The sequence below is a fragment of the Marinilabilia salmonicolor genome (assembly GCF_003003035.1).
Lineage (GTDB): Bacteria > Bacteroidota > Bacteroidia > Bacteroidales > Marinilabiliaceae > Marinilabilia > Marinilabilia salmonicolor_A.
This window is the reverse complement of the sequence record NZ_PVTS01000018.1, coordinates 102,063-113,970: the sequence shown is the minus strand read 5'-3', so window position 1 is coordinate 113,970 and position 11,908 is coordinate 102,063. Positions and strand designations below refer to the sequence as shown.

The window sequence follows — 11,908 nt, the reverse complement described above, 5'->3', positions numbered from 1 at the left end:
GGTCACGAGAAGTGCTGTAAAGAATGTAAACGTAGTGTGGCATAAGGAGAAGGGTTTAATGAAAAAAGGGTTAAAACTGTTAAGTTCTAACCCTTCGTAGCGAGAGGCGGGCTTGAACCGCCGACCTCATGATTATGAATCATGCGCTCTAACCAGCTGAGCTACCTCGCCATTATTGTTTTCTTTTCTTGGCTTTGTTCAGCCGACCTTCCCGATTTTAATCGGGACGCTCTAACCAGCTGAGCTACCTCGCCATTATTGTTTTCTTTTCTTGGCTTTGTTCAGCCGACCTTCCCGATTTTAATCGGGACGCTCTAACCAGCTAAACAACCTCGCCATTACTTCCGCAAACCGTTTATTTCCGTTTTGCGGTTGCAAATGTAGGTGATTTGGTGATATTCTCCAATTTTAATACTGGAAAAAATTTCCTTTTTTTCTCCACATAACCCTAATACTCTCTATTATCGACACTTGAATACCTTATTTTTTCTGCCATACTTCTCTCCACTTTTTAACCAGCTTTTCTTCTTCATTGGTTAATTCTGTCGGAATCTCAACTTTTAACCGAAGCAATAAGTCACCATTTACACCTGATTGCCTTTGATTTGGCATCCCCTTACCACGGAGGCGCAGTGTGCGCCCGGGCTGTGTTCCTTTGGGAATGGTCACATTGACCACCCCTCCGGGAGTGTTTACCCGCAGCTTTCCGCCCAACGTTGCGGTAAAGAAGTCAACAGGAACCTCTTTTATTATATTGCGCCCATCAATTCTGTATTCTGTGTCGGACTGAATTTTAATTCTCAGATAAATATCCCCATTTTGGCCACCAGCTACTCCGGCAGCTCCCCTACCTTTAATCCGTAACTCCTGGCCCTCATAAGCTCCCGGTTTTATATTAACCCTGAGTTTTCTCCCATTCACATTCAGGATGCGGGTAGTCCCGTGATAAGCCTCGCTAACAGACAAATCCAGATCGGCTTTCAAGTCCTGTCCTTTAGCAGCACGAGAACCTCCAAACCCTGTGGTTCCGGCTCCTCCCATTCCTCCAAAAAACATATTGAAGAAATCGGAGAAACCTCCCGAGCTGCCAAACACATCTCCCATATCACCTCCAAAAGAATAGGAACGTCCACCTCCGGGCTGCCCTCCAAACTGCGACCAGTCAAATCCACCAAAACCGGCACCCTGTGATCCACCATATCCGGCGTTTTCATACTGCTTCCAATTGGAGCCCAACTGATCATATTTCTTCCGTTTTTCGGGATCCTTCAATACCTCATAAGCCTCATTTATTTCCTTAAATTTGTTCTCAGTTTCTTTATTGTCAGGATTCTTGTCAGGATGGTATTTTACCGCCAGCTTCCGATATGCCTTTTTAATCTCATCCTGAGTAGCATCTTTTGATACACCTAATGTTTTATAGTAATTCTTATATTGCATTTTGGTATGGTTTTTTCTTCAGATCAATGCAAAGTCTGCGCCAGCCTTAAGAAGAAATCAAACATCCGACAAAATGACCAAAAACACAGATAATCAGATACCTGAAGTTGACAAAATGACATCAAAACCCGACGTTCAAAAGACAGAATTATGCACCATAATTTTCCTGAAAAAAGTATCAACCGGAAAGTAACCACAGGCTTCTTTCTTTTTCTGATCATTGCTGTTCTGGCTTTCTTCATCAGCTATACCGGCATTATCCGTTATCTGCACGAAAGCCGGAAGGAAGATCCTTTAAACAAGCGCCTGATGGCCCTTAACGAACTGATGTTTCACCTTCAGGAATCCGAGGGAAAAGCAAGGAGTTACCGCATAAAAGGGATTTCAAAAGAACAAAAAGCATATCTGAGTTTACAGGACTCACTCCGTCAAAGTCTGGACAACCTGCGAAAGCTATTTGCCGACAGCTCTTACCTGGCTTATACAGATACTCTTGAAAACCTGATTAACAAAAAACACCAACAAACTCAAAACATTTTTGAACTAAGTGAAATCAACCGATATCGCCAGCGTTATGGTGAAATTGTTCCATTACTTCCGGATAGCTTAAGCATTCAAATCAATAAAATTACCTGGTCCAGCATCCACGTTGCCGATTCTGTGGAAACGATTCCATCAGCTCCTGACCAGAAAGGTTTCTTTGGCCGCATAGCCAGTTTCCTTTCGGGCGAAAAAAACGATCAGGAGGCACTGCCGGTTAAAACGCCTAACATTGCTCAAGTTGTGGATTCATCCATTACAACACGAACAATTGAAGGTCCGGCTTTGAAAGAAGTAAAACAGCAACTGCAAAAAATAGAGGAACAAGACAAACACTTTTCCAATCTCTTGTCCAGACGCGAACAGGGATTGATACTTCTGGAGAACCAACTTACCGGAACCATCAGAACCTTTGTAAAAAAGCTGGAAGAACAAGCGATTAAAGAATCAGAAAATCACCAGGCACAACTGGAGCACCTAAAAACAGACATCTTCTTAAAAGTCATCGTATTAGGGTTATCAGGTCTTTTAATCATTCTGAGCTTCATCATCCGGATTGGAAATGATTTGAAAAGAAGTCGCCGATATAAAGAAGAACTCATTGCATCCCGGGAAAAAATTGCTTCCCTTATGAAAGTAAAGGAAAAATTCCTGGCCAATATGAGCCATGAAATCCGCACCCCTCTAACCGCAATCATCGGATTCTCAGAACTCATGCAGAATGAAAGCGAGTCCGCCTCCATCATTCACAATTCCGCGCTGCATTTGCTTTCGCTGGTAAATGACATCCTGGATTATTCAACACTCCAGGAAGGCAAACTTCAGTTACAAAAAGAGCAGATTACTTCCGGCAAATTGATAGAGGAAACATACCTGACATTAAAGCCCAAAGCCGAACAAAAACATCTGGATTTCACCTACTCCGCAACCCCGAAGGATCTTGATTTTTGGGGAGATCGTACAAGGTTAAAACAAATACTCTTCAACCTGACAGGAAATGCCATAAAATTCACAGACCATGGCAGAGTCCACCTGAGTTTTACCACCCGCAACAACCAGTTGTATTTTGAGGTGAGTGACACCGGCCCGGGCATCCCAAAAGAGAAAACACAGTATATCTTTGATGAATTCAAGCAATTCACTCCTCAAAAAAATCCTGAGAAAGGCACCGGACTTGGGCTGGCCATCAGCAAAAAACTAACCGAGGCCATGGGCGGCCGGATAAGTGCAGAAAGTGAACCGGGAAAAGGAAGCATATTTCATTTTTCCATCCCTTTTCAAAAGGAGAAACAAACCACCGAAAAAAAGAACGATACCCCAGCAAAAACATTTAACGAAGGGAAAATCCTGATTGTGGACGATGACCCTCTTATTGAAAAACTGGTCAGAGGCTTTTTAGGCGAAAAAGTTCAGGTTACCGGATACAGAAGCCCCGTTGAAGCTCTAAAACACCTGGAATCCGAGCGTTTCTCACTAATTATTACGGACCTGAGAATGCCTGAAATCAATGGCATCCAATTCATTAAGAAAGTGCGCGAAAGTCATTCCACCCCTATCCTGCTGTTATCTGCAGCCGTGAATGAACATGCCTCCACAGAGGATCTGAAGAAAACAGACCAGGTCTTTATTCTGCCCAAACCATTTTCAAAAGAAGACCTTCTAAAAAGAATATCACGAATTCAGGACAAAAAAGAACCCGGAGAAAATAAAATTAAAAAAAACAACGCTTCACATTCAGATGTCCCGAATCGTCAAAGCTTCGATCTCGCCGGAGTCACTTCCTTTACAGGGGATGACATGGAGTTTCTGACTTCCATAACAGAGACATTTATTTCAGATACAAAAAAGAATCTTTCGGAATTGTCAAAACTCATTTCAGCAAAAAAACACGGAGAAATAGCTGAACACGCTCATAAAATGCAGACAGGATTCAGGCAATTTGGCATTTCCAAAGGTTCCGTAATCCTTAAAGGCATCGAAATCCTTGGAAAGAAACCGGGAAATACCCCCGAGCTGAAAAGGGGACTAAAGCGTTTGAAAAAGCACTGGAACATGGTTGAAAAAGAGCTGTCTGAAGCAATATTTGCAAAAGACTAATAATCTATGTTCAGCTTTTGCATTTTATTGTACAATGTTTTTCGATCCATCCCCAGCAATCTGGCTGTTTCACTCTTATTGTGGCGCGTTTTCACAAGAACTTCCTCTATCATCTGCTTTTCAGTTGCATTACGCGCATCCGATAAATTTAGTTCCTGATCTGTTTTTCCAGAGGGTATTTCCAGTTCAGGAGGGATTGATGCTTTTTCTACAAAATCGCCCTGAGTAAGCAAAACCGACCGACGTACAACATTGCGTAACTCCCTTAAGTTACCGGGCCATTCATAGCGTTCAAAAATCCCAAGTACGGCTTCTGAAAATCCTTCAATCTCTTTCCCAAACTCCGCTGCTGCCTTCTCCCTAAAATAGTTGGCATATTTTAAAAGATCATCACGCCTGGCCCGCAAAGGAGGCACTGAAATCTGAAACTCATTTAAACGGTGATAAAGATCCTCTCTGAATGATCCGTTCATCGAACTGTTCCTCAGGTCATCATTGGTCGCCGCAACAATACGGGCTTCAATGGCAAATTCAGTGTTACTTCCCAGTCGTCTTGCCTTTCTTTCCTGAATTGCTCTTAGCAGCTTGACCTGTACTTCATAACTTAAATTTCCTACCTCATCCAAAAAGATGGTCCCCCTGCCCACGCTTTCAAAATGGCCTGTTTTATTATCCACTGCACCCGTAAAACTCCCCTTTATGTGGCCAAACAGTTCACTGGAAGCAATTTCGGGCGTTAATGCACCACAATCAACAGCGACAAATGGTGCATCGGCATGATTGCTCAACTGATGAATTCGCCGGGCCACATACTCCTTCCCTGTGCCGCTTTCCCCCTGAATAAGCACAGCCACTTCGGTGGGGGCAACCAGCCGGATATGTTCCTCCATACGACGGGCTTCCTCCCCGTTACCGGATATATATTCAGAATTGGAAGATGGACTCTTACGATTATTCTTAAAAGCTTTGGTTACCACATGTAAAAGTTCATCAGCATTTACCGGCTTGGTAATGTATTCGTAAGCACCTTTTTTTATGGCATCCACAGCGACTCTGATTTCAGAATAAGCAGTAATCAACACCACCGGAGTATTCGAAGAAAACTGTTTACTTTTTTCCAACACATCCATTCCGGTACCGTCAGGAAGCCGGTAATCCGTTAGGACCAAATCGAAAGTTTCTTTCTTTAGATGGTCAACTGCCCCGAAAACATTCCCGGAAAGAACGGAGTCATGTCCCTTCTTTTTCAAAAAACCACTGACCATCATGCCAAATGATGTATCGTCGTCAACAATAAGAATTTTCTTTTGCATACCCTGTAAAAGTTCTTTTACAGCTTTAAAGATAATGAATTTTACCCCTTCCTCCGAATAAAGCAACAAAAAGGCGCACCCGGAAATCCGGATACGCCCTAACCTGCTTTATTCATGAATTGTTGTGATGAGATATTCAAATATTAAGAAATACAACCAACCGCAGGCAAAATGGATGCAGGAAATAATAGATTATTTTCAAATCCATTTTGTTGAGGACGGCTGTATTTCACAGGTAGTTGAACATCGTACTAAATAAATTATGAATAAAGCAGGTTCATTGCCAGAAAGGGGCCTGGTGTTAAAATTCAATTAATTAACCGCATTTAAAGTGTCAAGAAGTAAATCTATGCCTCAGGAACATAACTGTCCCCATTGCTGTTGTAAAGACCGGTCTGGTTAACACCATCAGCATCTTTTACAACAATCTTGTAGATCTTTTCTCCGGACACTTCAGCAACCTGTGCTTTTTCCACTTCAGTTCCGGGAAACTCCTTCTTGGCAGCTTCGATTACTTCTGAAGGAACTTCGCTTACCTCAATGTCGGTAAAGGTCAACTCCTGCTCAACAGCAGTTGTTACATCGTCCATAGTCATTGCAGAAACAAATGGAGTTACTGCCAAAAAAAACACACTTGTCAATACAAATAAAAATTTCCTTTTCATAACTTTTACTTTTAGGTTAAACATCTAAAATTATATTTGTTTGTTGTCTTTTGTATTGAAAAGAGTGTGCCAGGACAAAATAAGGCAACCAAAAAACACACCTAAAAATATGACTTACAGAACATAAACTCAATAATCCGGAAATTCAATACAAAGTCAGGCCATGGTAAATTGGGGAACAATATCCACACCCTGTGGAAATCTGAAACATTTATCCTCAAAGTAAAGTTCCTCCGGTTATTAGTCGCTAAAAAACTATATTTGCAGAAAGACTCATTAGTTATGGAAAAAAAGAAAATATTATTTGTTTGCTTAGGAAATATTTGTCGTTCTCCAAGTGCTGAAGCGGTTTTTAACGGATTGATTGAGCGGGACGGTCTCCAGGATTTTTTTGTGGTCGATTCGGCAGGAATCACGGACTACCATGCCGGAAGTCCTGCTGATGCTCGGATGCAAAGACATGCAATAAAAAGAGGCTACAACCTTACCAGCATAAGTCGTCCGGTTGACCCGGTAACAGATTTCAGGGAGTTTGACATGATTATCGGAATGGATAATCAGAATATTCGTGACCTGGAACAACTTGCCACCGGATCGGATGCTGTCAGTAAAATTTTTAAAATGACTGACTTCTGCAACAACTGCAATCACGACGAAGTTCCTGATCCTTATTACGGGGGTGATGAGGGATTCGAACTGGTATTAGACCTTCTTGAATCGGCCTGTAAAGGATTACTCGGATTTTTGAAAAACCAAAAATAAATCTAGGATATGAATACGGACAAGCTGACAAAGATTCTCGGTGAAGAACCTTTAAGCATGTCCTCTGTAGGAGGGGGATGCATAGCTGATTCTCAAATCATTTCCACCCGATCGGGCAAAAAATATTTTCTCAAACAGGGTTTTAGCAACGGAATGTTTGAAAAAGAGGCTAACGGACTCCGGGAGCTTGCAAGCGCCGATGTAATCAGAGTTCCGGAGGTTATACATACAAGCAAAGATTGCCTGATAATTGAATACATTAAAAACGGATCCAAAAAAAAGGACTTTTTCGAATATTTCGGCCACAAACTGGCACTTCTTCACCAACGAACAGCAGAAGGATATGGTTTCTTCGAAGACAATTTCATAGGCTCCACCCCTCAAATAAACCTGGCTTCTGAAGAAGAAAAAAACAACTGGCCCTTGTTTTATTGGAACAAAAGAATCCTTTACCAGTTTCGTTTGGCTGAAAAAAATGGTTATGCCGATAAAACCCTTACATCTCTGATTTCAAAACTGGAATCCGTATTGGAGGATATACTCAGTGCCGGAGCAGAGCCCCCGGCTCTGCTGCACGGAGATTTATGGGGAGGAAACTACATGGTAGATGAATCGGGCAGTCCTGTATTGATTGATCCCGCAGTTTATTACGGACATCGCGAAGCTGACCTTGCGATGACCAAATTATTTGGCGGCTTTTCAGAAGATTTCTACCGGGCATACCAGCAGACATATCCACTAAAGGCAGGTGCTTCAGAGCGTGAACCTGCCTATTTGCTATACCACGTTTTAAATCATCTCAATCTTTTTGGTTCAGGCTATTACGGACAAGCCATTCAGCTACTCCGTAAATTGACAAAAAAATAAGGAAAATAATCCGGGTTAAACAACAAATCCCCGGGATTCGGCCAGAATAACGATGGATTCAATGATTTCCTCATCAGACAGGGTTGCACAGTTAAAGAAAATATCGAAATAATCAATATCAGGGCGTTCTTTTTCAAAATAATTGCGGAACATAGCCCTGCGATGATCCATTTCCATGGCTTCTTTACGGGCTTCCTGAATGGTCATCCCCTGCATTTCGGCAACACGTTCTGCTCGCCAGGACAGGGGCGCCTGAATCTTAATATGAAGTGAATTGGTAAAGTTCTTAGTAATCGCTTCAGCGGCACGCCCCACAATAACAACATTACCCTCGGTAGAGGCATTGAAAATAAATTTGGCAATGGTGTTTTTGATTTTAACATCACCGGGGTAGTACTCATCAGAGAAGAACAAGGCAAGATTCTCGAAAAATCCACGCTCCCTGTATTCTGATAAATCCTCCATCATACCTGGAGAAAGTTTGAGTTCACGAGCTGATTCTTCAATAATTTCCTTGCTGATCCAGCGCCAGTCACGATTGTTCCCCTGCGCCCGATTTTTTGCAGTAAGGGTTTCAGCTAACTGCCGTGCTATCCGGCGGCCCGGACAGCCATATTCCCTTGAAATGGTAATTACCGGTCCGGGAGATTCGAAACTGGGCCCCTGAGCGGTTTTCTTCCGACCGGTGCGCTCGCGCATGTATTTTAAAAACAGATTATCCATAACAAATGTTATTTGGCAGCCCCGTCAAACCGGTAAAACTGCTATCTGCCTTTAAATTTAAAGATTTTTCCCGGAAAAATAAAATAAAAAAAGGGCAGAATATTCTGCCCTTTCCCTTTAAATCAGCATTTGCTAACCAAATCCAAGTCTATGAAAAAAATCTACAGTGCAAATATCGGTGTTTTTTGTATTAACAACACTAAAACGGGTTTAAAGCTTGTTAAACTTTTGATCTTATAAAATAAAAAAGGACAGTGAAATAATTTTCGCCTGTCCTTTTCCCTTAAATCAGCTTTGTTAACCAAATCCAAATCTATGAAAAAAAATCTATTACAAATCTAACTCACAATTCACTTAAAAACACACAATCATAGTTAAATGAAGTTAAAAAAACAACTGGAAAAGAAAGAAGAAAACTCCTTTCTTTAATCCAGTCATTTTAAATCCAAGTTTTATGAAAAAATCCCTGATACAAATATGACTAATTGAGTGTAAAATGGACAATTTGAGTAGTTAATAAAAGTTAATTGCTTCTCATTTTTTAAAATTTACACCATTTTCCTTAATAATTCCACTCTGTCAGTCCGTCTGTTCTCCCCGTTTCAAAATTTTCCGGGCTATCAAATAAAAAACAAGTAACGAAACACCTCCGAAAAGGAAAATCATGGAAATATAAGCTATCCACTCTGTCACAGAGCCTGCCAAAGCCATCAAATCGCCAACAATAAACCCAATGGCCAGACCAACCAAAAAGATTCCGTACTTCAGAGAACTCAGTTTGGCTTTATCGTCCTCTTCCTTAAAGATGGAAGCATCACGGCCTGATGAAATCAATGCCATTCGTTCCATTCTCTTGTTGCGGTAATAAGTTACCAAAACTACTATTCCGAAGATCATCCCAAAGAATGCAACGGGTACGACTATTTCTACACTATTCATAACGTTAATTTTAATTGGTTTTGCCCGTTGGACGCCACCACGTTTTAATCGGTTACAAACTGGACTCAGTTTTTTTTTAATATTAACTTGTAACCATCTTACAGGAGAAGGCGTCATACCATCACAATGAAAACCGGAGACGAAAAGCAAATAATAAAGAAGATAAAGCAGGGCGATGTGGGTGCCTACTCGATACTAATCGACAAGTACCGTCACATGGTTTATACGCTGGCACTTCAGGTTTTAAAAAACGAACCGGATGCTGAAGAAGTTGCTCAGGATACGTTTTTCAAAGCATACAAAGCTCTGGACTCATTTGAAGGACGTTCGGCTTTCTCAACCTGGATATACCGGATTGCTTACCGACAGGCCATTTCCAGATTGAGAAAAACAAAAAACAGAGAGGTACCGATAAACGAAACAACCTTTCACCCGGAGGAAAGTCAGAACCCGGGAGACATCCTGTTTGACGGTGACAGAAGCAAATTTTTAAAAGAGGCTCTGAAAAGATTAAAGGGAGATGAGGCCACCATTTTGACTCTTTACTATTATGAAGATAACAAAGTGGACGAAATTGCAGAAATTACCGGACTATCCCCTGCCAACGTAAAAGTTAAACTTTTCAGAGGCAGACAAAACCTTCACAAAATGTTGCAGTCAATTCTCAACAAGGAGGTTGATTCACTGATTTAAGGAGAAAAAGCCATGAAGAAATACAATGAAGAAATAGAAGACCGGGAAATCAGAGAGCTGTTTCATACTGAATTCCAGCCCGATCACATTCCATCCAGCGATTTCAATCGGAAGGTAATGAATCAGGTAATGGCCGACTGGGTTTCTCAACCCCGTTTTTACAAACCCATTGTGGATAAGCAAAACCGCTGGTGGATTGTCCCGGCCGTATTGGTTCTTTTTGCTTTGGGCTATATGTATGATGCGGGACTCTTCACCGGAGAAAGCCAGTTTCAATGGGTTCATAACCTCGGCGGAGCTTTCCAGTCGCTCTATTCCTGGATAGAGCCGGTTCATCTCCTGGTTTTAGGATCCACCCTTGCTGTCGGACTTTTGCTTGCTGTGGATCAGCTACTGCAAAAATTATCAAACATATAATCCTGTTCTGATTTTGGCTTTTCAATAGATCGTTAGATTATTAGAAATTAGAGGTTAGAAAAGTCATATAATACTGACGATCTGAATTTTATCAAAAATCATTTAAACTTAAAGCAATAATTGCCAGAACCTTGAAAAAGTTTAACGGATTATTGACTTTGCCAAATATCAATATATGGAGAGTGCCTTTGGTCGCCATACAATCTCAGCTTTAAACAACAAAACCAGGATTGCTCAATATCCCAGGTAAGTGATAAAGACAAAGATCAGGTGAGCCACTATACCGGCAACCACTCCCCCCAGGGTATGCGCCAAAAGAGCTTTTGACGTAAGTTCCCTATAGCCCAACGTGTCGAGCATGGCTGTGTGGGTACTCAAATAGCCACTCCAGCACATTCCCATGGCAGTAAATACAGCAATCTCGTTACCACCGGCAATACCCTGGGCAACAAAGGCTTTAACCATTGACAAGGCAGCTCCGACTGCCCCCAAAGAAGTAACCGGAAAAGCAATTAGCTCAGGATGTTCAAAACCAAACAAAAATTCAAAAACCCCTGAAAAATAACCGGCAAGGCGCGGCAACACCGGGACTCCCTCATAGGCCAGCCCCTGATAACCAACCGATGGATCACTCACCGAAAAAGTAACGACCATAATAAATGTGCTGATAACCAAAACTCCCGGAATAATTGACAATCCAAGATCAACCCCCGATTTCCCTCCATCGAGCACCGCATTCAGAAAACGTTGAAAAACGGGCCCTTTAGAATCGAAACGAACCTTTTCTAAATTTCCGTCTTTCTTTGATATTTCCTCATTTCCTTCGGGAAGTCCTTTCAAAAGATACTGCATCATGCGGGTACTGACAATCGCCCCTGCCACGGCTCCAACCAATCCAATCATGGCTCCTTTAAAGAATCCCAAACTACTCATAAAAGCAAGTACAATCAGCCCCATCCCAAAAGCGGTTCCAAAGTTTGTAAGAGAAAGTAATTCCTTTTTCTTAAAAAAACGGTTAAAATGCTTATCGTTAGCAAGACTGATAATTGCCGGATTGTCGGAAAAAAAAGTCATCAAACCTGCCAGCGAAGCAACTCCGGGAAGTTTAAAGAGCGGCCGCATAAGAGGTGCCAGCAACAACTCAAGCAAACGCACCACGCCAAATTCAATCATCAGTTTCCCTAAAGCACCGGTAAGCACAGTAATTCCTAATATAAACAACACGGTATTCATCAACAAATCATGGGCTGTCCGCATCAGGGTGTTTAACAAATTGGCCATTCCCATTTCGCTGCCCAGAAACCCGAAAAACAGCCCCGACACTAACAAAAATACTACTGCCTCATATCGCCGGCGCTCCAAAAATCCACGCTCTCTGAGTTTACTAACAGCCCCCATTTTCATCCATATTTTAATAGAAAATTTACAATTGAATCACGGTGCTAATTTAAG

Annotated in this window: 11 protein-coding genes and 1 tRNA gene; 5 read left to right on the top strand and 7 right to left on the bottom strand. The window is 41.8% G+C overall.

Annotation, left to right across the window (positions count from 1 at the left end; genetic code table 11):
• Positions 1–97 precede the first annotated feature (97 nt).
• Positions 98–171: transfer RNA gene (locus tag BY457_RS15920), tRNA-Met, on the bottom strand.
• Positions 172–480: 309 nt separating this feature from the next.
• A complete protein-coding gene (locus BY457_RS15915; RefSeq protein WP_106154315.1) occupies positions 481–1,440 on the bottom strand; it encodes a DnaJ C-terminal domain-containing protein in 960 nt (319 codons plus the stop codon).
• A gap of 150 nt (positions 1,441–1,590) precedes the next feature.
• Here BY457_RS15915 and BY457_RS15910 point away from each other — a divergent pair, with 150 nt between their 5' ends.
• On the top strand, positions 1,591–4,077 hold the full coding sequence (locus BY457_RS15910) for an ATP-binding protein (protein WP_106154314.1): 2,487 nt from the start codon (positions 1,591–1,593) through the stop codon (positions 4,075–4,077).
• Here the strand turns inward: BY457_RS15910 and BY457_RS15905 are convergent.
• Positions 4,074–5,390, bottom strand: a complete 1,317-nt coding sequence (locus tag BY457_RS15905; RefSeq protein ID WP_106154313.1) for a sigma-54-dependent transcriptional regulator — start codon at positions 5,388–5,390, stop codon at positions 4,074–4,076. The two genes, BY457_RS15910 and BY457_RS15905, sit on opposite strands and share 4 nt — an antisense overlap.
• A 347-nt stretch (positions 5,391–5,737) precedes the next feature.
• On the bottom strand, positions 5,738–6,055 hold the full coding sequence (locus BY457_RS15900) for a hypothetical protein (protein WP_106154323.1): 318 nt from the start codon (positions 6,053–6,055) through the stop codon (positions 5,738–5,740).
• 282 nt (positions 6,056–6,337) lie between these two features.
• On the opposite strand from BY457_RS15900, the gene BY457_RS15895 reads away from it, so the two are divergent.
• Both BY457_RS15895 and BY457_RS15890 read left to right on the top strand, forming a co-directional pair.
• Positions 6,338–6,817, top strand: a complete 480-nt coding sequence (locus BY457_RS15895) for a low molecular weight protein-tyrosine-phosphatase (protein ID WP_106154312.1) — start codon at positions 6,338–6,340, stop codon at positions 6,815–6,817.
• Between the two features lie 9 nt (positions 6,818–6,826).
• Positions 6,827–7,684 (top strand): fructosamine kinase family protein, encoded by an 858-nt coding sequence (locus tag BY457_RS15890; protein WP_106154311.1) that lies wholly within the window; start codon positions 6,827–6,829, stop codon positions 7,682–7,684.
• A gap of 15 nt (positions 7,685–7,699) precedes the next feature.
• Here the strand turns inward: BY457_RS15890 and BY457_RS15885 are convergent, their stop codons facing one another.
• A complete protein-coding gene (locus BY457_RS15885) occupies positions 7,700–8,407 on the bottom strand; it encodes a cytidylate kinase-like family protein (protein WP_106154310.1) in 708 nt (235 codons plus the stop codon).
• 579 nt (positions 8,408–8,986) lie between these two features.
• Entirely contained in the window at positions 8,987–9,346 is a 360-nt protein-coding gene (locus BY457_RS15875; RefSeq protein WP_106154308.1) for a DUF6249 domain-containing protein, read from the bottom strand.
• A 126-nt stretch (positions 9,347–9,472) separates the two neighbouring features.
• On the opposite strand from BY457_RS15875, the gene BY457_RS15870 reads away from it, so the two are divergent.
• A complete protein-coding gene (locus tag BY457_RS15870) occupies positions 9,473–10,039 on the top strand; it encodes an RNA polymerase sigma factor (RefSeq protein WP_106154307.1) in 567 nt (188 codons plus the stop codon).
• 12 nt (positions 10,040–10,051) lie between these two features.
• Complete coding sequence (locus BY457_RS15865) at positions 10,052–10,456, top strand: hypothetical protein (protein ID WP_106154306.1); 405 nt, start codon at positions 10,052–10,054, stop codon at positions 10,454–10,456.
• A gap of 234 nt (positions 10,457–10,690) precedes the next feature.
• Here the strand turns inward: BY457_RS15865 and BY457_RS15860 are convergent, their stop codons facing one another.
• Complete coding sequence (locus BY457_RS15860; protein ID WP_106154305.1) at positions 10,691–11,854, bottom strand: CD0519/CD1768 family membrane protein; 1,164 nt, start codon at positions 11,852–11,854, stop codon at positions 10,691–10,693.
• Positions 11,855–11,908: the final 54 nt, after the last annotated feature.